This is a genomic window from Levilactobacillus muriae (assembly GCF_045862015.1).
Classification (GTDB): domain Bacteria; phylum Bacillota; class Bacilli; order Lactobacillales; family Lactobacillaceae; genus Levilactobacillus; species Levilactobacillus muriae.
Genome location: NZ_BAAFRU010000011.1, coordinates 17,919 through 41,603, shown reverse-complemented (window position 1 = coordinate 41,603; position 23,685 = coordinate 17,919). Strand labels below are relative to the sequence as shown.

Here is a 23,685-nt window from a genome sequence, read left to right as displayed (position 1 = left end):
GCTTTAGATTAGTGACAATTCAGTAAGGTCAAGAGCTGTTATAAATACCCATTTGTACCACTTTGAGCTTTAGATTAGTGACAATTCAGTAAGGTCAAGAGCCGGAATTGCCATCATAAGGGCCATATCCTTGCTTTAGATTAGTGACAATTCAGTAAGGTCAAGAGCCCACGTGTTTCCCACTTCGTACTGAAATAGGCTTTAGATTAGTGACAATTCAGTAAGGTCAAGAGCAATTCTAAAACATTGCTGTTGATACTTTTAGCTTTAGATTAGTGACAATTCAGTAAGGTCAAGAGCGCTTTATAGAACTTGGTCCGTTCTTCTGGTGCTTTAGATTAGTGACAATTCAGTAAGGTCAAGAGCGACTGGTCGTCATGCACCATATCTCTATCGGCTTTAGATTAGTGACAATTCAGTAAGGTCAAGAGCTGTGGACAGTACACATTAAGGATGGTAATGGCTTTAGATTAGTGACAATTCAGTAAGGTCAAGAGCGTTCCATGATTGACTCAATCCGTTGGATGCGCTTTAGATTAGTGACAATTCAGTAAGGTCAAGAGCCCGGTGAGATTGCAGCCGTCGAACCTAATTGCTTTAGATTAGTGACAATTCAGTAAGGTCAAGAGCTAGCCGGAGGGATTGCACAATAAAAAGACGGAACCGGCAATCAGCTAGTTCCGTCTTTTTGTTTGCCTAGTTTTAAAACGCTTTACCCAGCCGCATAAGGCACCGGCTTACTGTAATAATAGCCCTGGGTCATGCCAACATTGTAGCGCTTGGCCAAAGCGACATCGTCCTTGTCCTCAATGCCTTCGAGGGTGAAACCGAGGTGATATGTATCGGCGATGTTGCGCCAAAAGTTGAGGCTAGTCATCATTTCTTTTTGTCGGTGCTGGAACCGGTAGTTCTGCATTGCAAATTTAATGCTGTCCATGAAGGGCAAAACATCCTGAGTAGTTTGGCACCACGGGTTGTCCGTGCCAACATCATCTAAGCTTAACTTGATGTCGTAAGCCTGATAGATAGCCACGTACCGGTGAAGCTCTTCCAGCAAGGGGGCCTCAGTCAGCTCGACGATTAAGTTTAAATTTGGAACGGACTTTTTCAGATGAATCAGGTGACCAATCGTCCGCTGATCCGTGAATTGTTCGCGGTTTAAGTTGAGTGAAATCTCGGGGTTATCTCGATGATCTTTTAAAATGTTCGTGATCTCTTGATAGGACAATGAAACCTGTTGGTCTATTGGCAGCGCAGTAAAATCAGTTGGCGTTACCCAGTAATCATGGCAATATGACCGTAATAACAGTTCATAACCCGCTAATTTTTGCGTGACCGCGTTGATTTGCGGCTGAACGAAGAATCGATACATTTTAAAAGAAAATCCCCTTTCTGTTAACGCATAGACTTGAACAATAGTGCTCATTATACATCATCTCATAATTAATTCACAGCCCTAATGATGCAGGACTCCAGTGCTTCTTGACCCCACTTTTGGGGTGTCGTCCGCTAAGTGATTATGTTACCGCTTTAACGTGGCAGATTCAATTCGTAGGCGCGTCTGGCATTATCGCCGGGTTCCGCCACGTGAACGATGCCGCGGAATTGGTAGCCTAGGCTAGTCGCGATGGCTTGCATCCGCTGGTTCAGCCGGTGCGTGTCGATCCGAAAATTACGGACGCCGTTCTGGTAGGCCTCACTGATTAAGTTGGAGAAGAAGGTGTGACTGAGATGTTGGCCAGCGAAGTCTTTACTCAGCGCGATCCGGTGAATCGTGGCGTAGGGGTCCGTGCTATTTTGCCAGCCATCACCGCTAATTTCGTGGTAATTCGGGTCATCGCCGACCACTTGAGCCGCGGTTCCAGCGACCCAGTCATCGACCATCAGAATCCAACTTTGCTGAGCCATAATATCTTCTCGGATGGCGGTCTCATTTGGGTAACCATCCTGCCACTGCGGGCTACCATCCGCCTTCAACAAGGCCTTGGCGTCAGCGATAATTGCCATGATTGCTGGCACGTCTTCTTTGGTTGCGTGTCGTAAATAAATTAAACTCATCAGTCGTCCTCCAATGTTCAAGTTAAATTAAAATCAAGAATACCACTTTCTGTGGTCAAACGAAATATCAAAAGGTCTAACGTGGTAGGCGACTTTCGCGGTAAAATTTGCTAGAGTTTAAGTAAGAAGGGGTGTTGGAATTGGTGAAAATTACCATGTATGGCGTTCGGGCCTTGGAAGAACCGTACTTTGACCGCCTGAACCAGGACTATTTTACCTGTAAATACGTGCGAGAGCTCTTGACCCACGACAATGTGGTCGCTGCCAAGGGGGCCGACGCCGTCCTGGTTCGAGGTAACTGCGTCGTTGACCGGCAAAATCTTCAGCAATTCGCCGACTGGGGAATCCGGGCGGTCTTTACTCGCTCAGTTGGGTACAACCACCTTGATTTGCAGGCTGCAGCCGATCTGGGTATCACGTTGGCTCGAGTTCCCAGCTATTCACCGGCCGCCGTGGCTGAATTGGCGCTGACGTTGGGATTAACACTATTTCGCGGTGTCAACGTGGCAGCCGACCAGACGCGTCAGGGAAACTTTACGATTGGTGCGAATCTCTTCAGCAAAGAAATTCGGACTGCGACGGTGGGCATCCTAGGTGCCGGCCGCATCGGGTTGACCGAGGCAAAGTTGTATCAGGGGCTTGGGGCACAAGTCTTCGCTTACGATCCGCGCCCGTCTCAGTCTGCTCAGGCGACCATGACCATTGTTGACCTCCCAGAGTTGTTGGCTAAGAGTGATATTGTCTCGATCCACGTGCCCTATTTTCCAGGCAAGAATGATAATCTAATTGATCCGCGGTTCATTGCGCAAATGAAGTCTGGGGCTGTCTTGATCAATACGGCCCGGGGGGAACTTGCTGATGTCACGGCAATCCTAGCAGCACTAAATACGGGGCAACTTCGCGGCTATGGCACCGATGTCTTCCGTGATGAGGGTGACCTGCTAGGACAAGAATTTGAGGGTAGTTCTGACATCCCCAATGTGGAAGCGCGGCAATTGCTGGCTGCACATCCACAGGTTCTAGTCACACCGCACGTAGGGTCGTTCACGGAACCGGCACTGACGGATATGATTCGCATGAGTTACGCTAACTTTCATGATTTTTTCACAACCGGCCATACGGTAAATGAGATTCACTTGTAAGCGATTGGCCATGAATGCAATCAAAAGTGCGCCACATCACTAGTTGTTTAGCTGGATATGACGCACTTTTTAGTTGATTTTAATCATCGAAAGTTAGTCCAAGTTCAACTCGAATGCCAATCGGGAAGCATCGCTGGTCTGCTCCGCCACGTAGATGGTCCCGCGGTGTTTATAGCCGAAACTTCTGGCAATCGCCTGCATCTGCTGATTCTGCGCGTGGGTGTCCATGCGAAAGTTGTGGACGCCCTCGTGGTAGGCCTGACTGATGAGGTTCGAGAAGAAGTAGTGGCTGAGGTGCTGGCCACCAAAGCCGGCGCCAATGGCAATCCGGTGAATGGTGGCGTAGGGGTCCTGGTTGTTCTGCCACTGACCGTCTTCGATATGCACATAGCTGGGTTCATCCCCAATGATCATCGTGGCGGTTCCAGCCACCTGACCATCGACGACCAACAACCAACATTGCTGGCCGTCTACGTCTCTTTTCAACGCCGCGGCATCCGGATAGCCATCTTGCCATTGCGGACTCCCAGCGGCCTTTAATTGGGCCTTAGCGTGATTAATAATCGCCATGATTGCTGGTAAATCAAGTAATGTGGCCCGTTTGATGAAAATTAAACTCATCGTGATGCCTCCTCAGTAGAAATTCCTAAGTTCTAGGATACCACTTAAATATTGACAGTGTAGCTTAAATAAAAATCGCTGGCTAGTTTTTAGCCAACGATTATGGAAGATACTTAAGTTGCATACTGAAGGTTGAAAACCATCATGTACGCTCATATCCCGGTGTAATTACTGTAAGACACCAGGATAGCGAAACCTACTGTTCGTTAAAGGTTGAAAGCCAAAATGTTTGCGTTACTCTTGCGACACTAGGAATTAGCACGCTAAATTAGTGAAAACAGCCGCACTCTGGCTGCCAGGGATTCCGGCTCTGATTGTGCACGTCAATTCCAATCGCTGAATCTCAAACGGTTCCTAAAGCTCAAGCATAAGTCAACAACGTTTCTAGTCGCATAATTCGTGTTGCCTCAGACTCACTATGGTAGCCGAGAGGTCGGCAGATATGGGCTCAGGCGCGTCGTTCTACTTAGTCAGGGGGTGATTTCCCCGCTGGCTTAGTAGAAAACCAAGCTTGTAGACTCGGTCCTTTCGAGGCTTCAAGTTGTGTTCGCACCGATCCAGCCCATATCTGCCGGCCGGTAAGGCGATGGTTGAACAACGTTGCCTAATTTTAGGCCCAGTATCGTTGTTGCAACAACCATAATGAATGCTTTGGAACTTTCAACTCTCAGCTGTTCGTTAAAAATAGGCTGGAACACTGCAAAATCACAAGCGGTGGTTTAGTAGTTGTTATTGAAGCTATTGGTAACGTTGTTGGTGAAATTTTCCAGATAGTTACTGATGGAGCCGCCTACGAAGTTCCGTACGATCAACAGGTAGATCGACAGAGCAATGCTAATCGCAATCAGTGCCAGTAGAATCGTGTAGAACTTGTCCCAGCGAGGGTGTTCAACACCATCAACGGTGCTGAAGAGATAACCCACGTTTAGAATCAGGAAGATGGGAGAGAAGAGGCCGAGCATACGGCCGTAGCTTTCGAGACTGTCGGGACTCATGAACAGGGTGAAGATGAAGATAATCAGGCAGAATACCAGAATCAAGTTGGTCAAGCTGGCCAAACGGTTGGTGTAATCCCAAATCGAGAAGTGATCTTCGACATCGGCAATCTTTCGGAAACCAAAGCCGACCGCAATGTAGATGATTGCGCCGACTACCAGAAAGAGTAGTAGGAAGAGGCTGAGCTTGAAGATGACACCTCCGAAGTGAACCGGTTGGTCCGTCACATTGTTTAAGGCGTGAGTCGCTGCGGACGCGACGCGGTTGGCAAGAACGGCAAAGGCCAGGACAATGACCACAATGTTGAGTAGAAAGGCCGTAACCCCAAAGTATTTATGCGTATCTGGTACCATCGTTGCGGGGTGGCGAATGGTCTTCAACCACCAGGAGAAGAAGTTCCCAGAGAACCGTTTGGCCCGTTGAACGGACTCGGTGGTTTTTTCTGAACGACTTTCCTGCGTGGCTGTTGTGTCTTGTTTGGGGGTGTCAGTAGCCGAGGTAGCGGCGGTCAGATTCTGACCACACTTTGGGCAAAACTTAGCGTCAGCCTTTACTTCGTTACCACAGTTGGGACAAAATTTTGTTGCGTTAGTCATAGATGGAAACTCCTTTAATTATCTTTGGTATAGTCGTTAATCTTCTTAGCACCGGAAATCTTGGAAATCTTGTAGCTACCGGAATCGTTGGCATCTGGCTTAACAGTTGCGGTGTACTGGAAGGTCTGAACATGTTTAGAATCATCGTGATAAAAGCTGTATTTAACGGTGTAAGTGACCAGGCTGACCTTATCAACGTCGGGTTCAACACCAGTGACGGTGGTGTCGAAGTCCGTGGAGTCAACATCATCATCCTTGTCATAGCCCTTAGCCATCTTGACCAAGTCTTGGTAATCGGAGTTGCTCGTGCCACTTTCAAAGTAATCGGGCAAATCGGAATCATCATCGCTTGTGACCGTATCGTCATCGTCGCTGTCATCATCGTAGCCATTAGAGAGGTCGTCGATGTCGGAGAAGATGCTTTCAATGAGGCTGGAGGCATCATCCTGACTCATGAGGCCAGGGAAGGTCAGCTTAACATCATAGCCGTCGTCACTCTCAGCGAGCTTCGTCGTCTTGGACTTGATGGTGCCGTTAGCGGCCTTGTACTTCGCATAGATCTGCATAGCGGGAGACCAAGGCTCATTCTTCATGGTTAACATCCCACTGCTGTCGGCGGTACCTAACTTATTGCCATTCAGGTAGACCGTTGACGTTGGCAGCGTATCAAACGTGACGGAGATGGTCTTCAAACTCAGATCGTATGAGGTGCCATCACTGATGTAGTAGCTCCCCTGGTTCACGATGTGGTGGCCAGAAACGGTTCCACTGGCCTGCAGCTTATATTCACCGGGCGCCAGAGGGCCGAGCTTTTTGGTATACACATCGCTAGTAGCAGTGGCAATCTTTTTGCCATCGAGCTTGATAACGTTGCCCTTGTGATTCGTGGTGACCGTCGGGTAGACGGGCTTCACAGTAATCTGATACTTTGGGAAGAACAGCAGACGATGACCACTGCTGCTATATGTAAATAGGGAATTGGAACTGTAGCTCGTGGCACGGAGTTCTCGCTTTAAGCTGGCGAGGTCCTTGGGATTTTGACCATAGTACTTAGAAATTGGCTTGAGATTGTGTTCCGTCATCTTCAGGCTTGATGTTGTACTGGTGAAGATTGACGTCAGGTGCTTGCCAGACTTGATGTTGGCAATGGAACGGTCCAACGTGGCATCACGAGAGTAGTAGTGGTTCCCCCAAACGAAGAAGGCAATAATCAGAATAACTAGAATTCCCAGACTCCACCAGCGACGTTTGTTTTTCTTACTCATCGGCTTGCGGGATTGGGCTGCTTGCCGTGAGCCAGAGGTGGGTGCGATCTTAGGCTGTGATTCAGTTGCATTGGGTTGCGAGGTGGTGGTCGACTGGGCATCGTTAGCTGTTGGCTGCGCGTCTGCTAGATTGTAGCCACAGTTTTGACAAAAGGTGTCGTCGGGCGCTACAGGATGACCACAGTTGGGACAAAAGCTCGTCGCATTTCCGGCCGGTTGGTCGTTGGCAGGAGCGGCGTATTTTACGAGATGCATGATTTTTCCTCCAAATTTAAATTAGTTAACGGAGAGCAAGGCTTCCCCGTACAGGTAAAACTGGTGTGAATTTTCATGGATACTTAGCTTGTAGGCTCCCACGTAATCTTTAGCAATGAGCAGGGCAATCAAGTTTTGAACGAGGCTTTTCCAGGATTCGAGGGGTCCCTGGGAGATAGCAACATCGCTTTCGGCAAAAATGATTCCGCCGCTGTGATAGCCGACAGGGATATCCGTGGCGAGAGTGAGTCGTAAGTTTCGGGCTTTTTCAGCGGCAATGGGCGAAAGTTTTAATGCGGATAGTGGAAAATCCAGATCGGTTGCGTGGGGTGTCATTATGTAGTTATTTGCTTCAGTCAAGGCGTGACCACAGTGTAGGCAGAAGTTAGCCTCATTGGTATTCTGGAAGCCACAGTCTGGACAGACTCGGTAAGTTGTGACGGTCATAGTCCGCCTCCTTTCTAACGCTTAATTCGCTTTCAGCCGTTTTAGAAGGGCAGAGGGCCCCGCAAATACTGGTAACGACTAACAGCGAATAAAACAAAGATTAAGTTTTTATAACGATAATATTATTATACTCTAAATGATTGGCAGACGAGATATTAATTTGATGAATCAGTTGACAATTTTCAGAAAAAGGCTAGCATATTAAAAATGACCAACAGTCAATTTTGAAAAAATTCAACGGAGGTGTTTCTTATGGGCAACGTTTTAACGCCTACGCAGAAGACAGCTAAGGCCCAGCGTATCGCTGCTGCGGCCGGGAAACTTTTTCAGACGCACGCGTTTAGTGATATCTCGATGACAATGATCGCTCAGCGGGCCGATGTTGCTAAGGGAACCTTATTCAATTACTACCAAACAAAAGAGAATATTTTCATGACACTCCTGCTCGAAGGCTATCAGAACTATTTTCGGCAGCTGATCACCTGGTTGGCGGCAAAATCGGCGCTAACACCTGCCCAGCTGAAGGCGTATTTGTTGGCTGAGACCCAAGCCCTCATTACCCAACATACAACGCTTGTACGCTTGAATGCCTTGCGGGGACCGGTACTGGAAGCCCATGCCGACCGCTCACAGACTGCAGCTGGCCGTCGCGACCTGTATGCCGTGAATCGTCGGCTGGGCGAGACGCTAGCCGATAAGTTGCCCGGACTCGATGCCCAGACTGCCGCGCACCTCTTTGTCGTGCAGAGTGCTATTATCAGTGGTTTTATGAATCTGGCCGGCTTGGATCACTTTAACCACACCGCATTAGCCGCCGATTTTCCGGCATTTCAAATCAACCTTGAGCGGGAAGCCTGCCAAACTTTTGGCTTCTACCTCGATGGCATTTTTAAGGAGGAATTATTCTATGAATCCTAGTCACATTAGAAACTTTGCGATTATCGCACACATCGACCACGGTAAATCTACCCTGGCCGACCGCATCATGGAGCAAACGCAGACCGTTAACGACCGCGACAGTAAGGCCCAATTGCTCGATGACCTTGCTGTCGAACAGGCCCACGGGGTCACCGTAAAATCCCGGACCGTTCGGAATTACTATCATGCCGACGACGGCCAAGAGTATGAATATAATTTTATCGATACCCCGGGACACGTTGATTTTACCTACGAGGTGTCGAAGAGCCTCGCTGCTAGTGACGGGGCAATCCTATTGGTTGATGCCACGCAGGGCGTCCAGGCACAAACAGTGGCAAACCTGCGATTAGCTCAGGCCAACCACCTCGTTGTGATTCCAGTGATTAATAAGATTGATGCTGCCGCAGCTGAAGTCGATCGGACCGCTGAGCAGATTCGGGCGTTATCGCCAGAATTTGAGGAGGCTACCATGCTGAAGATTTCGGCTAAGACTGGGCGCAACGTTCACGACGTACTGGAAGCAATCTACACCACAATTCCAGCGCCTACTGGGGAAGTCAAGCAACCGCTCAAGGCGTTGGTCTTTGATTCCCAGTACGATGCATTCAAGGGTATTATCGCCTACGTACGGCTGTTAGATGGGACCTTACAGGCTAATGACCAGCTACTGTTGATGGCCAACCAGCAAGTCGTTAGTGCCAATGAGATCGGCATCTTTGCGCCACAACGGGTAGCTGTTAAACAGCTTAGCGTTGGAGATGTAGGCTACGTGGTTACCGGTCTGAAAGATCCTCAGGCCCTGCGCGTCGGCGATACGTTAACGACCGCCGCTAACCCGACCGCCACGGCCTTGCCAGGTTACCAGCCGGCCCAATCAATGGTCTTTGCCGGATTTTACCCACAGGGCGATCACTACCACGATCTTCAACTAGCGGTAGAAAAGTTGGCGTTAAATGATACCTCGTTTCACTACCACGCCGAGAATTCTGAAGCGTTAGGTGCTGGTTTCCGTTGCGGTTTCTTAGGTATCTTTCACCTGCAGATCATCCGCGAACGCCTACATGATGAATATGGACTGGATGTCCTGACGACAGCGCCTAACGTGACTTACCACGTGCACTTGAAGAATCAGGACGCGCCAGTCATTGTGGATAATCCGATTAAATTTCCCGACTATTCACAGGTGGATTACGTCGAGGAGCCGCTAGCGGCAGCGACCATTACCACGACCAATGAGAGTTTAGGGGCCGTGATGAAATTAGCCGATCAGCACAAGGGGACGCTGCAGGATATGAGTAATCAGGGGGATCTGGTCGTCCTAAACTATGAGTTGCCATTTGCCGAGATTGCCTACGACTTCTTCAACGCGTTGAAGTCTGTCTCTCACGGGTACGCCACGTTGACAACCGAATTAGCCGGCTACGATATTGCTGACGTGGTCAAGCTAGAGGTTCACGTCAACTACGCCCGCGTAGATGCGTTATCCTTTGTGGTTCACCGCGAGGATGCCCCCCGTGTAGCTCAGGAACTGGTCCACAAGCTAAAGTTCGTGATCCCGCGAAAACTGTACCCCATGCCGGTTCAATCCGTTGTTGAGGGGAAGGCATTGGCCAGAGTTGACGTGCCACCTTTACGGAAGAACGCCGCAGCCAGTGGGGATAAGCAGAGCACATCGAAGAAACAAGCCCTCTTGCGCCGCCAGAGCGTGAACAAGCGGCAGGCGGCCCACAGCGATATTGAGTTGCCACAAGAAGTATTCAACGCCGTTTTAGATTTAGAGAAATAGGGGACTTCACCGAACCAAACCCAGCATATGACCACCCTTACCGCTTGAAATATGGTAGTTTATGGCTAATCAATTTCAAGGGAGGTGGCGCAACATGCGGTTTCACTTCAACCGACGATTCTACCGTACCGTGTCATTTTGGTTGGGTATCTTCTGCGTGCTGGCTGAGGTTAGTCTTTGGAATTTTGACAACACCACCATGCGCTCGGTAGGCTTCGGTACGGGGGCTTTCCTAATCTTAGTGAGTCTGGGTTGGGATACGAAAGAACACAAATAAGCGGGACCGTGAGTTTTCACGGTTCCGCTTATTTTGGCTTTATTTTTGGGCGAAGTAATCGCGTCCCACTGCTAACATATCTGCTGTTTGCTGATTCAACAGGGGTGGCAGGTTGTCGAAGGGGAAATATTGCAGATCCAATGTCTCGTCAGTCTCTTCACGCAGGGTGTGGCCGCCGACCTGCTTGACCAGATATAAACGAGAAATCACTTGGGTTTCATCACCGTTGGGATAGGTTGTGAACCCTTGGTCGAAGATTCCCAAAGGTTGGACAATTTCAACGTCAATACCGGCGTCCTCCTTGTACTCGCGAACACAAGCTTGGTCGAAGGTTTCGCCGTATTCGAGGTAGCCACCCGGAAGACTCCAATTATGAGTGTCGGTTCGAAGATTGAGTAAGACTTCCTGCTGGTCGTTAACCAGGATGGCACCCGCAGCATTTAAAATAATCGGTCGGTGCCCAACCAGTCCGCGAATTTCTTGAATATAATTTGCCATTAGCGTATGACCTACTTTCTGCTTAGTTAATCCCTAGTATGGCACAAATTCCCCACAAGTGGGTCAGCAACTTAATCAGTTATCTACTGGATAGGTTACCCAATATAGATACTGTATTTGACAGCGGTTTCAGGTATGCTAAACGCGCAGTTATTATTTGGGAGGAGAAATACATGATTAAGCAGAAAATATTAGCGCTAACCCTGTGTGCGGCCGGTGTTTTAAGTTTGGCAGCTTGTAGCAATTCATCCAAGTCGACGAGCAAGAAGACAGCGACAGCCCCCAGTGGTAAATTGACCAACGTTAAGTATCAGCACAAAACCAGTTATTACCGGGGTGATACCAGCTATAGTGGGAAAGTTCAGAGCCTAAAGCTCAACACCAGCAAGTATACGACTAAGACGATTACGGTCAACAAGCAAAAGATCAAGGTGCGCTGTTATACTAACCGGATCTATGTCAGCAAACCGGTCAGTACCAAGTACCAGAGTATGAATATTTACATACCAGATAAGTACTTCCACAATAAGAAGATTAACGGTTATTCCAAGGCAACGGCGCCTATTTTCCTACCCAACAACATCGGTGGCTACATGGCGGGAACCGCGGGCACACTGACTGGCGGCTCGATGAGTGGCGCACCGAGTGGGAGCTCCAGCAAGACGCCTACCGGAAGTAAGCCAACGGGGGCCGCACCCTCTGGCAGTGGCAGCAGTGCTAGCTTGAACGCCAATGGTGGCGCTTCTGGAACGAGTGCGACGCAAAAGGCTTTGGCTAAGGGCTACGTAGTGGCGGCACCGGGAGCTCGCGGTCGGGATACGAAGCAGAGCGGTCAATATACCGGGAAGGCACCAGCCGCGATTGTAGACTTGAAGGCAGCCGTTCGGTATTTGAAATTTAACAAGTCCCGACTAGCCGGAAATACAAATAAAATTATTTCTGATGGGACCAGTGCCGGTGGGGCAATGTCTTCACTGCTGGGATCGACTGGAAATAATGCCGAATATAAGCCATATTTGAAAGCGATTGGAGCCGCGGATACGAGTGATAATATCTTTGCAGCGTTCGTCTTCGCCCCAATTACCAATCTAAACAATGCCAACACCGCATACGAGTGGGAATTCAGTGGTGTCAACAGTGTCAGTGGTGGTGGAACACCTGGAAGTACTAATAGCCAAACGACCTTGACGACCAATCAAAAGAAGATGTCGACGCAACTGAAGAGCAGTTTTGTTGATTACGTCAATGGGCTGAAGTTAAAGGCCAATGGTCAGACGCTGAAGTTGAACAGTGACGGAACCGGGTCATTTGCGACGTTGGTCAAGAAAGAAATCATGGCTTCTGCTCAAACTGCATTGGATAAGGGAACGACTATCAAGGCTTCAAAGTATCCCTGGTTGACCATTAAGAGTGGCAAGGTCACGAACGTCAATCTCACCAAATACTTTAAGGCGGTTGGTCGTTCCAAGACGCCGCCAGCCTTCGACGCACTGAACGCCAGCGCTGCGGAAAATGTGGAATTTGGAGATACGACGACTAATGCCAAGCATTTCACGAAATACAGTCAAGCGCGTAACACGAAGAGTGGAGCCACAATGGCCGACAGCAGTATTATTAAGCTAATGAACCCGATGGCCTACATTGGCAAGACCAGCAGTGCAACGCTCGCTAAGCACTTCTGGATTCGCTACGGTGAGACGGATAGCAACACCTCCGTTGCGGTGCCATTGTTGCTATCGCAAAAGTTGAAGAATGCTGGGGCTGACGTGAACTTCCACGTGCAATGGAACACGGGCCACGCTGGCGATTACGAGATGACCAGTATGTTTAATTGGGTTGATAAGATTGCCAAGTAAAGGGGGAGTAATCGCCCCTTGAGTCGCTAGAATAAGGATGATGATTAACTTAAAAAGGGCGCAGCCACCGGCTGTGCCCTTTTTAAAGCGGGGTATGAGTTTAAAACTGCTACCTGAGGCTGCCGGAAGTTTGGACATTTACAGCTATGAGTCTTACTTCCGAAGTCGCTGATAGTTAGCATCGAAGTACTTACCAGCACGAATGTCATCTGGCAAGCTGGGGTAAGGGGCTTCGCTGATGACGTCCTCGTTGTTTTGGCCGGCATCGCCCATGTAGGTGATCTTGGCAAATTCTGGGACGACTAGTTTGGGGTAAGTAGCATACTTTTCCCGCGCAGCTTCCATCACGTCAATATGCTCGTTTTGATAAGTCACGGTGATTTCGGGGTGGTCTTGAACCCACTTAGGGAAGAAGATGGTCCCGTTAAGCTTGCCTTCATTAGGAACGAAATCTAACGCGACGTCGGTTCCGGTTGGTTCCGTCCAGGCAACTTTGTAGATCCCGGGAACCAACATGACAATGTTGGCTTCTTGATCCGTGACCCAACGACCAGCGACCATGCCGCCATGAATCCGGTAGTCAACGGTGTGGTCATTCTTCGCGTACCATTCGTATTCCCAGCCATTGTCGTAAGTGTAGATAAAGTGGGTTCCTAAAAAGTCATCTAAGGTTTTAAATTCTTTTGTCATAAGTTGGTTACTCCTTCTATTCTGCTAAAGCCAACATGTAATTAATTACATGTTTTGATTTACTTGATTAGTGTAGTCAGAATTCACGTCTTTGTCAACAATTTTTCTTGCAGTTTTTGCGTGGAACTGGTTCAATGAAAGTAAAGAAGCGCGTGAAATCAAGGGAGATGCCAATTATCGGACAACGTAATCGACTACAATATATTATTTTAGGCTTGTTGAACCAGCGCCCACAGACTGGGTATGACTTGGCGAAGGCTTTTGAAAATGAAATCGGTGAATTCTGGCAGGCCCAGCACAGCCAAATCTATCCTATGCTGAAACGGATGGAAGCCGCTGGCGAGATTAGCCACGAAGATACAGTGACCGGAGAAAGGTTAGCCAAGAAGCAGTACATGCTGACACCGACGGGCCGGGAGAAATTGGTCGCTTGGGTCGGTCAACCCTCGCCGGAATTGACGCCTAGCAAGGACGAATTTATTCTGAAACTCTACTTCATCAAGACGGTTAGCGACCCCCGTATTCAACCTATGTTGCGGGAACAGTGCCAGTTGCACCAATCGCAACTTCATCACCTCCAGCAACGCCAGGAAACAATCTTTCCGAATCAAGCGACGATTGACCAGGCTTACGGGCACTACCTGATTCTGGACCACGCAATTGAGCGCGAGAGCCATTATGTGGAGTGGCTGGCACAGTATTTGGAAAAGTGAAGCGGACATTTGAAAAAATCAAGATTGAGGAGAGTATTTTCGTAAGCTATAGTCAAATTAGTAAGACATATGTGTGTACATAAGTAAGACGACAGTATATACTAGTGTACACAGTGAAATGAGGTGATTCTTGTGAGTAAGACAGTAACTTTACGAAAATCAGGTAATAGTCGGGTACTTACCTTGCCGGCTGATTTTGATGTAAACATTGGAACAGAATTCGAGGTTTCAAAAGCTGAGGATGGTTCAGTAATCTATCGTCCATTGGAACATCAAAATATTTTTGATTCTCAAGAATGGCAAGAATATGACTATCAAAGTGATTTAAATAATGATCCTGAACTCAGCGAGCTTAATCCTGTAGGCAAGGAGAATATTGAATGAAATTTCCTAGGCAAAAAGATATTATTGTTATTGATGCGGAGCCCCATTCAGGCAAAGAATATGGTGGCCATTCTGTAAAAGCCTCTAATATTCGGAGGCACATGGTTGTCATGAGCGCAACGAGCTACTCGCGTGCGACAGGAATGGTGGTGGCCATGCCTATAACAACTTCAGAGCGTTATGCAGCAGATTCACGATATTTGCCAATCTTAATAAATGGTGGTGCTTCTGACGGTGTAAGGGGATATATTGCTTTGTGGCAACTACAGAACTTCGATTTTGTCTCTCGCGATGGTAGAATTATTAATCAAATTTCAGATACAACTTATAAGAGGCTTTTGCCGTACGTTAAAGATATGTTAGGACTCTAAAAAGCACCGTCTCACTCGGGTACCTACCAGAGTGAGACGGTGCTTTTGTGACTGACCAACGCAACACGTGCGTCATCAGGGTTAGATTCCAGCGTGAACGCGCTCGCAGTCACGTTCACGAAGAAAATAAATTAATTGAAGCGGTAAACCTTAGTTTCGTAAGGCCGTAATGTGGTGCCCAGATCGTCGGCGTAGTTACCGATTAACTTCTGATCCGCTTGGTCTTGGTGGTAATCGCGGGTGACAGTCTGGTCGGTAAAGTTACTGATGACCAGAAGCGTTTGGTCCTGATAGTGTCGGCGGTAGGCAAAGACTTGATCGTCATGGGGGTCAATCTCGTCGTAGGAGCCGTGGATAATCAGATCGCTATTGTGGCGCAAAGCAATCAGCCGTTGATAATAACTGAAGACAGAGTCAGGCTGGCCCACTTCAGCCGCTGCGTTAATGGTGGTGTAGTTTGGATTCAAAGCGAACCACGGCTTGGCTTGTGAGAAGCCAGCATTGGTGGTGCTATCCCACTGCATCGGCGTCCGGGCATTGTCGCGGGACATGTGAGACAAGTATTTAAGCATCGTAGCGCCATCAATGGCTTTTTCGCGATCAACCGATTGATGGTAGGCGTTGATACTCTCCAAGTCCTCGTATTGGTCAAGGCTGGTGTAATGGCCATTGGTCTCGCCTAGTTCCTCGCCTTCGTAAATGTAAGGGGTCCCCTGAAGCATGTGCAGTGTCGTCCCCAACATTTTAGCCGATAGCTCACGGTACTCTGGGGCGTCATTGCCGAACCGGGAGACCGTCCGCGGTTGGTCATGATTATTCCAGTAAAGGCTGTTCCAACCGCGACCATCCAAGGCCTTCTGCCAGCGTGAAAGGGCGGCCTTTAGTTCGGTCAGTTTGACCGGGGCGTCGTTCCACTTACCCAGGCGTTTGTCAGGGTTAGGTGCTAACGTCACGTGCTGGAATTGGAAGACCATGTTAAGCTCGTGAGCGTCAAAACCAGTGTAAGCGATGGCGTCTTCTGGCGTTGAGCTGGGCATTTCCCCAACAGTCATGACGTCGTAGTGAGAAAGAACCTGTGCATTCATTTCTTTCAAGTAGTCGTTCAGCTTAGTGCCATCGGAGACCAGTGGTTCAACGTTGCCATACAGGGCACCCGGTGCTTGGGGGGCGTCCGGCAACCCGGCTGGCTTTGAAATCAGATTGATAACATCCATCCGGAAACCATCGACACCTTTATCCAACCAGAACTTCATGATGCTGTAGACGTCTTGGCGGACTTTAGGATTTTCCCAGTTGAGATCGGGTTGGCCCGGCGCAAAGAGGTGCAGGTAATATTGTTGGCGTTTGGGTTCAAAGGTCCAGGCTGAACCGCTGAAGTAAGAGCCCCAGTTGTTTGGCTCATGACCGTCGACTGAATCGCGCCAGATGTAGTAATCCGCGTATGGATTATCTTTGGACTGGCGGCTTTGTTGGAACCAGTCGTGTTGGTCTGAGGTGTGGTTGACAACCAAGTCCATCAGAAGCTTTAACCCTTGTTGGTGCGCAGATGCCAGCATGTGATCGAACTCAGCCATAGTGCCGTAAGCAGCCTGAATATGACGGTAATCACTGATATCGTACCCATTGTCCTTGTCTGGTGACTTGTAAATAGGATTGAGCCAAATCACATCGGCACCCAATTTTTTAATGTAAGGTAAACGTTGGGTGAGACCGGGTAGATCGCCGATACCATCATTGTTGCTGTCCTGAAAGCTACGTGGGTAAACTTGATAAACGACAGCTTTTTTCCACCATTGTGTTGTTGCCATAAATAAAACCTCCTGAATTTTAGATTAGTGATTTAAGTGTTAATTTACTGAGTTTGCAGATAATTTGGGATGAATAGCACTGACGGATACGGCTCCTAATAGAAGGGCAATTCCGGCGATGACTAACATGCCGGGCATGGACTTACCAATGGCCGGGAAGATGGCAAAACTGGCGAGGGATGCGATGATTTGTGGTAAGCAGATCCCACAGTTGAAGAGACCAAGGTAGGCACCTTCGTTTTCACCGTTGAGAGATTCGGTGAAGAGGGACATGGCTTGCGTCTGCATCGTCAAGTAGCAGATCCCGATCAGGCAGAATGGCAAGACTAACAGCCACTGTGAATGAATGAAGTAGATCCAGATCATCCCGGCACCACCGAGGACCAGACTGACACGGAACCAGAATTTCCGTTGGCTAGGCTTGGTGTGCGAAAGAACGGCGAAGCCCCAGACAACGGCGGCTAATGACTGAATGCAGGAGAGAATCCCAAACCAGTTGCCGGCTGCTTGATAGCCAGCGGAAGCAGCGTCAGCCGTGTGCCAAACGTTGTCGGCAATGGCACCAGTTCCGTAAGTCCACAGGTATTGAATGGCGAACCAGTCGAAGAGTTGAACGAAGGAAATTTCCCAGAATGCGCGGGGGGCCGTCTTGACTAGGTGCCAGAGACTAGCGGTCTTCTGTTTCGTTTCCGCCTTGACGTGGTGGTAACGATTATAAGTAGCGGGATCGTATTCCTTTACGGAAACAATCGTGTAAATTGAGGTGAGGAGTAAGATGCCGGCACCAATGTAGAAGGCTAATCGCACGGATAAGGGCACGGTTCCTTTGGCAGCAACGTTAGAAACGCCGAACCAAGTTAACAGGAACGGGAAGATCGTGGCTAACACCCCACCTAAGTTGGAGTAGGACTGTTGCCAAGACCACGCGAGATCCTTTTGATCCTCGTTGACCATGTCTCCAACAATCATCTTGAACGGTTGCATGCAGATGTTAGAGGACAGGTCCATGAAGAGAATCGCTATGGCACCGAATAACAAGGCAGCAATCGATGCGTAACCGAAGCCAAACGAGCCAGCGTTGGGGAGGAGGATCATGACCAACGCAGCGATGGGTGCGCCGATAATCAGGTAGGGCATCCGCCGACCGAAACGGTTCCAGGTGATGTCAGAGTATTTCCCAATCAACGGTTGTACAACCATTCCAGCTAATGGGGGCAGTAGGAAGAAGAAGCCGAGTTTTGTGGGATCAGCCCCAATAGTCTGGAAGATCCGGCCCATCTGTGACGACTGAAGAGAAAAGGCCATGTTGACCCCGAAGAAGCCAAAGGTCATGGCGAAGATCGTCTTTAAAGGGAGTTTGGGCAGTGAGTTGTTGTTACTAACCGGTGGTGTAACCGGGATGGCTTGCTCACGTTCTAAGGCTGCGTTTTGGGACATAATAATTCCTCCTAAATAAATGAAATAATAGCAGGTGCTCACAATTTCTAAACAATCTAAGTAACCGCTTTCAAAATGAATGTTATCACTTTACACAAACGTTTGCAATGCCTTTAAACAATAAAAGCAAACGTTTGTGCTAAAATAGTCATTTTTGCGACAAATGACTTTGTTATTTCAGCCCATTAACGGTAAAATGAGACTTAGCAAGAAAAACGGTGAAAGTGAGGTGGCCGGGATGGCCGCAACAATCAAAGATATTGCGAAACTGGCGGGCGTGTCACCCGGAACGGTCTCGCGAGTGCTTGCCGATAAGACAGGATTTTTTAGTGCACGCACCGGAGAGAAAGTGCGGGCCGCGGCGGCAGAGCTTGGCTATCAAAAGAATACAGCTGCGGCAGAGCTCGTAACGCAGCAGAGTAACGTGGTTGCGGCTATCGTGAATTCGACGAAGACCAACTTTGCTAATCCAATCATTGCGGGCATTCAAGCCGAGGCCCATCGTCATGATCTGAACGTGATTATTTTGTATGCCGGGGATGACGACTCAGAGCAACAACGGCGAGCGCTGACGACCGTGATCGAGCGACCTGTTCGATCGATTCTTATATTATCAGTAGATCTCGCAGCAGAGAATTTAGCCCTGCTGCAGAATTCGCGGATTCCCTTCTGTTTTCTGTCGATTTCCTTCGATGAGATTCAGGTGCCCTATATTACTTCAGACGATTGGCAGGTTGGGTATCAAGCCACTCAAACGCTGTTGAAATTGGGGCATCAAAACATCGGCCTTGCTGGTGTTGACAGTGACTTTCATACTGGACGTCAACGGGTAGCGGGCTATCGACAAGCCATGCAGGAAGCCGGGGTTGTCATCCAACCCAATTGGATTCAGCTTGGTAACTATAGCTATGCTGCGGGTCAGGCAGCGATGCAGGAATATGGTACTAAGTCAGGACTGACTGCGATCATTGGCGCCAGTGATATGGCAGCGGTGGGCGTGCTCAATACGGCGCGCAGTCTGGGCTATCGCGTGCCAGCTGACTTATCGATCTTAGCGATTGATGGCACTGAAATCTGTGAATTGGTTCAGCCAGCGCTGTCCAGTATCTCACAGAATTTCTACGAGATGGGCGTTGCAGGTGTCCAGCAACTGTCTGCTCCGGGTGAACTGCCCCAGAAAATTACGCCAATCAAGTTGGTGGAACGTGACAGTCTCCAGCGCAACAGTTGAAAATAGTCGCCTGCGGCTAAGCTAGATTTCAACTGTAAACTGAAGGTTGAAAGTTCCCAATGCACCTAGAAAGGTCCAGCTAATAGAGATTTAATCCATAAAATTAGTTGAAAGTTACCACCTGCCGCTGCCAGAAATTCCGGCTGCTGTGGGGACCGTCTGCGGCCTGAGAAACGGTCCTCCGGCTCGGTTTGAAGCCTGACATAACCCGTCAGTCTCCAAACACGTCCCACGCTGTAAGCTGGTTCCCAGCTAACACCGTCGCCACAGCTACCTACGTCCCTGGCCGCCTCCGGTTATGATTTGTTCTTTAACTTGACATTGCCATGACCATCGCCGGACTGTCAACGTTAGTCCACGATGGTTGATCACTGTCTACTTTGGCGAACGGTAAGCCGGCTGGTTTAGACGACGCTGCCTAATTTCAGTCTCAGTATCGTTGTTGTAACAGTCATAATGGGTATTTTAGATCTTTCAACCTTCAGCTGTAAAGTTAATTGAGCTCAGAGCGCCACTACGGATTAGGTTGGTAGTTTTCTAAATCAATCAAATTGTTCACTTTGTAGAAGAAATATAGAGGGGTTCTATTTTGCCGAGAATTAATGGTGAGGTGGAACCTTTTGCGTATTGAGAGGATTAGCAAACAAGCGGTGTATTTCAAACTGAAAATTGATCGTTGCAGTTAACAGAAGGTATCATAGCTGGCCATCCCCTATCATTACTGGCATACTTATCTAGCGCCTTTAGCGATATTCAAGGGCTGAACCAGTGAGTTAGCAAGGAAAACTAATGAAGGCCTTCAACGACTAACCGGCACTCAAAATCGGTTATGATGAGAGCGGTAACTGGGTTTGTTTGTCAATTTTACCCAACGAATTGGCCTTGGGGAATGAGTTGGTTAGAAAAGGTAAGTTCTTGGCCAAAAAGCGGGATTACCGTAACGTAAACAGACCGGTATGCTATACATGTAAGCGGTTACAAGGAAAGCACATAAAATCTATGGGGGAGGGTTTCATCATGAGTAAAGTGCAATTATGGAAACAGCGATTCTTCTATGGGGCCACTGATATGGCCGGAAACCTGATTTGGCAAATTGTTGGACTCTACCTGCTGTTCTACTACACCACGGTTATGGGGATTTCGCCGGCGTTTGTCGGGACTTTGTTCTTCGTCGTTCGAATAATTGATGCCTTTGATGGTGTTGTGTATGGATTTTTAATTGACCATACGCATTCGAAATATGGGAAGGCACGGCCATACTTCTTATGGTTCGGGATTCCACTAGGGATCTTGACCATGCTGCTGTTCTTCAACCCATCATTTGGCGGAAATAAGGCCTTCCAATTGGCCTGGATCTCCATTGTCTATACACTGTTTAGTTTAGTTTATTCCGGGGCCAACACGCCGATCACGGCGATCCTGCCTAGCTTGACCAAGGATCCTGACGAACGGACGAACTTAGCCAGTGCCCGGATGGTCATGACCAATATTGGGACGGCTGTCATCGGGGCGATTTCTCTGCCAATGGTTGCGAAATTGGGAGGTAAGAACGCCGAAAAAGGGTGGATGATCTGGGGGATTTTCATTGGGTTAGCCATCATCGTCTTATTCTTAAGCTCCTTCGCAAACTTACGTGAAAAGGATGACATTGTTGAAGAAACGGCGGATGCACCAGAAATTAAGGGACATCTGTCCATAAAGGAATCCTTGACGGGAGCCGTCAAGAATAAACCATGGGTTGCCCTGAGTATCAGTTTCATCCTGTTACAGACCTTCTGGGTAATTCGGATGCAAACGGCCGTCTACTATTTAACCTATGTTTACCGGCGGGCAGATTTAGTTGGGGCCTTCAATGGTTTGGTAATTGTTGCGGTTATCGGGAATGTTTCAGTACCATTCCTCAGTAAGTTCCTGAAACACCGGAATGTCATGATCCTGTCACTAGTCGTCTTCGCGATTGGGGAAGCAATCATGCACTTCAGTAGTATTCCACTGCTCTTTGCCGGAAATATTATTGCGTTGGTTGCCATGGGGGCAGCATTCTCTATCTCCTTCGTCATGATTGCCGACACGGTGGAATATTCTCGTTCCGAACTTCGGATCGACGAACCCGGTATCTTATCCTCAGTTCCCATGGTTGGGGCTAAGTTGGGGATGGGCTTTGGTGGCCTGGTCTCCGGTTGGTTACTTTCTTGGGGTGGGTTCCAAGCAACTGCTAAGGTGCAAGGTGCTAAGGCAGTCACGGCGATCAGTACCAGTTTTATCTGGTTACCGATTATCTTGGCCGTAATCATTGTTGGTATTCTATATGTCTTCTACAAGTTGGACGAAGACGAGATTACCTCTGCCAAGGCTATCAAAGATAAAGAAGTCGCCGATAGTAAAGCTAATGATAACGCGTAAGTTTACGTGCGGTACCGCTTATCCGGTGACCGTCACGTACTACCAACCGGCCGCCATTGCTGACTTCCACAATCAGCCGCGGCGGCCCTTGGTCATTCTCCTACCGGGTGGTGGCTATCAATTCTACTCGGATCGAGAGAATGAAATCATGGCGCTACAGTACTTGGCACAGGGGTTCGCGGTTGCCGTGGTCGCCTATCGTCTACGTGACGATCCGCCGGTATTACCCGCGGCGCTGTATCAACTGGCAACTGTCGTCTGTGAGTTTCACCGGCACGCGGCAACTTACGGGATTGATGCGGATACCATCCTACTGGCAGGGTTCTCCGCCGGGGGTCACCTGGCAGCACTATACGCTGACCTGTGGCCCACCCTGGGGTCAGTGGTAGACGCTATTCCAGACGAGTTGGCAGTCAGTGCCTTGCTGCTGGCATACCCGGTGATCGGGTTACGCCTAGGGTGGCCAGCCAGTGAAGCTGAATTGCAAGAAATCACGGCTGGGTGGTCGCAACACGAGGCGGACCTGTTAGTCACACCGCAAAACCCGCCGACCTTCATCTGGGCCACGCGCGAAGATGAGATCGTCCCGGTTACCAACACGCAGCATTACGCGGCGGCGTTGCGCGAGCAACAGGTACCCGTGGCCGAGATTATTTATCCGCATGGTCCGCATGGTTTGAGTCTTGCCCGGGATGTGACGGCGTTTCCAAGAAGTTTTGATCCACGCGACCTGGCCTTTGGGGAGCACTTTATTCGGCCAGATGTCGCGGAATGGTTCCCCCGTCACCTGACATGGTTGGCGGCAAGGTGGAACCTCACAGAATTTTGGCTTCAGCAATGAAGTAGCTAATGAGAGGGGTAATCGACATGTTGAATGATACGACAACGAAGCAGTCCTTGGGGTATGCGGACGAGCTGAAACGACTGGCTAAGATGCGGGCAACGGGTGTGGAAAATGGCGTGACTAAGTGGATTAAGGAACGGGATCCGGTCCACACCTACGAGCCGTTAGTTTGGGAAACGGTAGCCGAGATCGAAGAAAATCCGCAGTTGCCGACTGATTTATTTAGTCTGCGGCAAGGGACTGAAACAACCGGTCAGAAGGATCTGACGACCGTTGACATGAAGATCGAGATGCAGCAGATTGTCGCCATGAATCGGCGGGTTCGGGTCATTCGGATTGCTCGGATGGATCACCTAACCGCGGATAAAGCCTTGATTTATTTCCATGGGGGCGCCTACTATGGTGGGACACCAGAAGATGTCTTGCTGGCGTTGAAATACGTTGCCGAGCAGGCAAACTGCGTGGTCTATAACGTGGATTATGCCCTAGCACCGGAACAACCATATCCTGCAGCTATTCTGGATGGCTTGGCCGTGGTTGCCGCCATGACCAAGGACTATCACCACATTTCACTAGGCGGAGACTCCGCTGGGGGCTCGATTGCGTTGGGTGTCAGTCAACTCTGCAAATCCATGGGCATCTGCACGATTAACTCACACCTGCTCTTCTACCCGACTGTGATTCAAGGCTCCGACTTGGGTGGGTCACTGTGGCAGGATGAGAGTATTGACATCGTTCCCGAACAGCGGGATGCTTTACACAGAAGCTACCAGTTGTTTGAGCAACTTGATGAGATTATGAGTGGCTACTACGTGGCGGATCAACCGCTGGATCTGACAGCACCACTGCTGTCGCCGATTCTGGCTGATCCCCAGACGTTCAAGAAGACCACACTGTTGGTGGGTGAGTATGACCCATTCCGCCTGCAGGGTGAAGCCTTCATCGATCAGGTCGGCCGGGCAAATGGCGACGCCAACTACTTGCGATACGGTGGGATCAGCCATGCCTTTCTGAACTTTACTGGGAATGTGCCAGCGGTCCAAGATGCCCTGAAGTCAGCGGCAAAATTAATCTGAGTCTAGAATTTAA

At 49.0% G+C, this 23,685-nt stretch carries 22 protein-coding genes and 1 CRISPR repeat array (1 of these 23 cut by a window edge); of the genes, 12 read left to right on the top strand and 10 right to left on the bottom strand.

The genetic code is table 11. From position 1 onward, the window contains the following. A CRISPR array of direct repeats spans nt 1-630; the repeat unit is 36 nt; unit sequence GCTTTAGATTAGTGACAATTCAGTAAGGTCAAGAGC (it extends 1,452 nt beyond the left edge of the window). A gap of 82 nt (nt 631-712) precedes the next feature. Both ACKTSF_RS09215 and ACKTSF_RS09210 read right to left on the bottom strand, forming a co-directional pair. Then, the gene (locus ACKTSF_RS09215) at nt 713-1,372 is read right to left on the bottom strand and encodes an EAL domain-containing protein (protein ID WP_407888744.1); all 660 of its coding nucleotides are present in this window, start codon (nt 1,370-1,372) and stop codon (nt 713-715) included. Nucleotides 1,373-1,530: 158 nt separating this feature from the next. After that, entirely contained in the window at nt 1,531-2,058 is a 528-nt protein-coding gene (locus ACKTSF_RS09210) for a GNAT family N-acetyltransferase (protein WP_407888742.1), read from the bottom strand. A 143-nt stretch (nt 2,059-2,201) separates the two neighbouring features. Here ACKTSF_RS09210 and ACKTSF_RS09205 point away from each other — a divergent pair, with 143 nt between their 5' ends. After that, on the top strand, nt 2,202-3,200 hold the full coding sequence (locus ACKTSF_RS09205; RefSeq protein WP_407888890.1) for an NAD(P)-dependent oxidoreductase: 999 nt from the start codon (nt 2,202-2,204) through the stop codon (nt 3,198-3,200). A 93-nt stretch (nt 3,201-3,293) separates the two neighbouring features. On the opposite strand, the gene ACKTSF_RS09200 is transcribed toward ACKTSF_RS09205, so the two are convergent. From ACKTSF_RS09200 to ACKTSF_RS09185, 4 genes are all read right to left on the bottom strand, one after another. Continuing rightward, entirely contained in the window at nt 3,294-3,821 is a 528-nt protein-coding gene (locus tag ACKTSF_RS09200; protein ID WP_407888740.1) for a GNAT family N-acetyltransferase, read from the bottom strand. A gap of 719 nt (nt 3,822-4,540) precedes the next feature. After that, nucleotides 4,541-5,413: a zinc-ribbon domain-containing protein gene (locus ACKTSF_RS09195; protein ID WP_407888738.1), complete on the bottom strand. Its 873-nt coding sequence runs from the start codon at nt 5,411-5,413 to the stop codon at nt 4,541-4,543. Between the two features lie 14 nt (nt 5,414-5,427). Next, nucleotides 5,428-6,933, bottom strand: a complete 1,506-nt coding sequence (locus tag ACKTSF_RS09190) for a zinc ribbon domain-containing protein (protein WP_407888736.1) — start codon at nt 6,931-6,933, stop codon at nt 5,428-5,430. Between the two features lie 21 nt (nt 6,934-6,954). Then, complete coding sequence (locus ACKTSF_RS09185) at nt 6,955-7,380, bottom strand: zinc ribbon domain-containing protein (protein WP_407888735.1); 426 nt, start codon at nt 7,378-7,380, stop codon at nt 6,955-6,957. 252 nt (nt 7,381-7,632) lie between these two features. Here ACKTSF_RS09185 and ACKTSF_RS09180 point away from each other — a divergent pair, with 252 nt between their 5' ends. From ACKTSF_RS09180 to ACKTSF_RS09170, 3 genes are all read left to right on the top strand, one after another. After that, a complete protein-coding gene (locus tag ACKTSF_RS09180; protein ID WP_407888734.1) occupies nt 7,633-8,298 on the top strand; it encodes a TetR/AcrR family transcriptional regulator in 666 nt (221 codons plus the stop codon). Further along, a complete protein-coding gene (gene lepA / locus ACKTSF_RS09175) occupies nt 8,288-10,084 on the top strand; it encodes a translation elongation factor 4 (protein ID WP_407888732.1) in 1,797 nt (598 codons plus the stop codon). Before ACKTSF_RS09180 ends, lepA begins: the two co-directional genes overlap by 11 nt. 94 nt (nt 10,085-10,178) lie before the next feature. Then, nucleotides 10,179-10,361 carry a hypothetical protein gene (locus ACKTSF_RS09170; RefSeq protein ID WP_407888730.1) on the top strand — a complete coding sequence of 61 codons (183 nt, stop codon included), beginning with the start codon at nt 10,179-10,181 and terminating at the stop codon, nt 10,359-10,361. A gap of 39 nt (nt 10,362-10,400) precedes the next feature. On the opposite strand, the gene ACKTSF_RS09165 is transcribed toward ACKTSF_RS09170, so the two are convergent. Beyond that, entirely contained in the window at nt 10,401-10,859 is a 459-nt protein-coding gene (locus ACKTSF_RS09165; RefSeq protein ID WP_407888728.1) for an NUDIX hydrolase, read from the bottom strand. Nucleotides 10,860-11,032: 173 nt separating this feature from the next. Here ACKTSF_RS09165 and ACKTSF_RS09160 point away from each other — a divergent pair, with 173 nt between their 5' ends. After that, nucleotides 11,033-12,715 carry a subtype B tannase gene (locus tag ACKTSF_RS09160; RefSeq protein ID WP_407888726.1) on the top strand — a complete coding sequence of 561 codons (1,683 nt, stop codon included), beginning with the start codon at nt 11,033-11,035 and terminating at the stop codon, nt 12,713-12,715. A gap of 153 nt (nt 12,716-12,868) precedes the next feature. On the opposite strand, the gene ACKTSF_RS09155 is transcribed toward ACKTSF_RS09160, so the two are convergent. Next, on the bottom strand, nt 12,869-13,405 hold the full coding sequence (locus ACKTSF_RS09155) for a phenolic acid decarboxylase (protein ID WP_407888724.1): 537 nt from the start codon (nt 13,403-13,405) through the stop codon (nt 12,869-12,871). A gap of 176 nt (nt 13,406-13,581) precedes the next feature. Between ACKTSF_RS09155 and ACKTSF_RS09150 the strand changes: the two genes are divergently transcribed. The 3 genes from ACKTSF_RS09150 (at nt 13,582) to ACKTSF_RS09140 (ending at nt 14,873) form a co-directional block, all read left to right on the top strand. Beyond that, nucleotides 13,582-14,118, top strand: a complete 537-nt coding sequence (locus ACKTSF_RS09150) for a PadR family transcriptional regulator (RefSeq protein ID WP_407888888.1) — start codon at nt 13,582-13,584, stop codon at nt 14,116-14,118. A 132-nt stretch (nt 14,119-14,250) separates the two neighbouring features. Beyond that, nucleotides 14,251-14,502 (top strand): type II toxin-antitoxin system PemI/MazE family antitoxin, encoded by a 252-nt coding sequence (gene mazE / locus ACKTSF_RS09145; RefSeq protein ID WP_407888722.1) that lies wholly within the window; start codon nt 14,251-14,253, stop codon nt 14,500-14,502. Continuing rightward, a complete protein-coding gene (locus ACKTSF_RS09140; protein WP_407888720.1) occupies nt 14,499-14,873 on the top strand; it encodes a type II toxin-antitoxin system PemK/MazF family toxin in 375 nt (124 codons plus the stop codon). The genes mazE and ACKTSF_RS09140 overlap by 4 nt, the downstream gene beginning before the upstream one ends. A gap of 131 nt (nt 14,874-15,004) precedes the next feature. Here the strand turns inward: ACKTSF_RS09140 and ACKTSF_RS09135 are convergent, their stop codons facing one another. After that, nucleotides 15,005-16,681 carry a glycoside hydrolase family 13 protein gene (locus ACKTSF_RS09135; protein WP_407888718.1) on the bottom strand — a complete coding sequence of 559 codons (1,677 nt, stop codon included), beginning with the start codon at nt 16,679-16,681 and terminating at the stop codon, nt 15,005-15,007. A gap of 39 nt (nt 16,682-16,720) precedes the next feature. Then, complete coding sequence (locus ACKTSF_RS09130; RefSeq protein WP_407888716.1) at nt 16,721-18,118, bottom strand: SLC45 family MFS transporter; 1,398 nt, start codon at nt 18,116-18,118, stop codon at nt 16,721-16,723. A 238-nt stretch (nt 18,119-18,356) separates the two neighbouring features. On the opposite strand from ACKTSF_RS09130, the gene ACKTSF_RS09125 reads away from it, so the two are divergent. The 4 genes from ACKTSF_RS09125 (at nt 18,357) to ACKTSF_RS09110 (ending at nt 23,672) form a co-directional block, all read left to right on the top strand. Continuing rightward, nucleotides 18,357-19,349, top strand: a complete 993-nt coding sequence (locus ACKTSF_RS09125) for a LacI family DNA-binding transcriptional regulator (protein ID WP_407888886.1) — start codon at nt 18,357-18,359, stop codon at nt 19,347-19,349. A 1,017-nt stretch (nt 19,350-20,366) separates the two neighbouring features. After that, nucleotides 20,367-21,752 carry an MFS transporter gene (locus ACKTSF_RS09120; RefSeq protein WP_407888714.1) on the top strand — a complete coding sequence of 462 codons (1,386 nt, stop codon included), beginning with the start codon at nt 20,367-20,369 and terminating at the stop codon, nt 21,750-21,752. Then, on the top strand, nt 21,739-22,593 hold the full coding sequence (locus ACKTSF_RS09115; RefSeq protein ID WP_407888712.1) for an alpha/beta hydrolase: 855 nt from the start codon (nt 21,739-21,741) through the stop codon (nt 22,591-22,593). The genes ACKTSF_RS09120 and ACKTSF_RS09115 overlap by 14 nt, the downstream gene beginning before the upstream one ends. Before the next feature lie 26 nt (nt 22,594-22,619). Further along, nucleotides 22,620-23,672: an alpha/beta hydrolase fold domain-containing protein gene (locus ACKTSF_RS09110; RefSeq protein WP_407888710.1), complete on the top strand. Its 1,053-nt coding sequence runs from the start codon at nt 22,620-22,622 to the stop codon at nt 23,670-23,672. The last annotated feature ends 13 nt before the right edge of the window (nt 23,673-23,685 follow it).

Excerpts from the sequence above, each read along its gene's own strand:
- ACKTSF_RS09215 (WP_407888744.1), bottom strand. The coding sequence starts at position 1,372 with ATGTATCGATTCTTCGTTCAGCCGCAAATCAACGCGGTCACGCAAAAA.
- ACKTSF_RS09210 (WP_407888742.1), bottom strand. The coding sequence starts at position 2,058 with ATGAGTTTAATTTATTTACGACACGCAACCAAAGAAGACGTGCCAGCA.
- ACKTSF_RS09200 (WP_407888740.1), bottom strand. The coding sequence starts at position 3,821 with ATGAGTTTAATTTTCATCAAACGGGCCACATTACTTGATTTACCAGCA.
- ACKTSF_RS09195 (WP_407888738.1), bottom strand. The coding sequence starts at position 5,413 with ATGACTAACGCAACAAAATTTTGTCCCAACTGTGGTAACGAAGTAAAG.
- ACKTSF_RS09190 (WP_407888736.1), bottom strand. The coding sequence starts at position 6,933 with ATGCATCTCGTAAAATACGCCGCTCCTGCCAACGACCAACCGGCCGGA.
- ACKTSF_RS09185 (WP_407888735.1), bottom strand. The coding sequence starts at position 7,380 with ATGACCGTCACAACTTACCGAGTCTGTCCAGACTGTGGCTTCCAGAAT.
- ACKTSF_RS09180 (WP_407888734.1), top strand. The coding sequence starts at position 7,633 with ATGGGCAACGTTTTAACGCCTACGCAGAAGACAGCTAAGGCCCAGCGT.
- lepA (WP_407888732.1), top strand. The coding sequence starts at position 8,288 with ATGAATCCTAGTCACATTAGAAACTTTGCGATTATCGCACACATCGAC.
- ACKTSF_RS09170 (WP_407888730.1), top strand. The coding sequence starts at position 10,179 with ATGCGGTTTCACTTCAACCGACGATTCTACCGTACCGTGTCATTTTGG.
- ACKTSF_RS09165 (WP_407888728.1), bottom strand. The coding sequence starts at position 10,859 with ATGGCAAATTATATTCAAGAAATTCGCGGACTGGTTGGGCACCGACCG.
- ACKTSF_RS09160 (WP_407888726.1), top strand. The coding sequence starts at position 11,033 with ATGATTAAGCAGAAAATATTAGCGCTAACCCTGTGTGCGGCCGGTGTT.
- ACKTSF_RS09155 (WP_407888724.1), bottom strand. The coding sequence starts at position 13,405 with ATGACAAAAGAATTTAAAACCTTAGATGACTTTTTAGGAACCCACTTT.
- ACKTSF_RS09140 (WP_407888720.1), top strand. The coding sequence starts at position 14,499 with ATGAAATTTCCTAGGCAAAAAGATATTATTGTTATTGATGCGGAGCCC.
- ACKTSF_RS09135 (WP_407888718.1), bottom strand. The coding sequence starts at position 16,681 with ATGGCAACAACACAATGGTGGAAAAAAGCTGTCGTTTATCAAGTTTAC.
- ACKTSF_RS09130 (WP_407888716.1), bottom strand. The coding sequence starts at position 18,118 with ATGTCCCAAAACGCAGCCTTAGAACGTGAGCAAGCCATCCCGGTTACA.
- ACKTSF_RS09125 (WP_407888886.1), top strand. The coding sequence starts at position 18,357 with ATGGCCGCAACAATCAAAGATATTGCGAAACTGGCGGGCGTGTCACCC.
- ACKTSF_RS09120 (WP_407888714.1), top strand. The coding sequence starts at position 20,367 with ATGAGTAAAGTGCAATTATGGAAACAGCGATTCTTCTATGGGGCCACT.
- ACKTSF_RS09115 (WP_407888712.1), top strand. The coding sequence starts at position 21,739 with ATGATAACGCGTAAGTTTACGTGCGGTACCGCTTATCCGGTGACCGTC.
- ACKTSF_RS09110 (WP_407888710.1), top strand. The coding sequence starts at position 22,620 with ATGTTGAATGATACGACAACGAAGCAGTCCTTGGGGTATGCGGACGAG.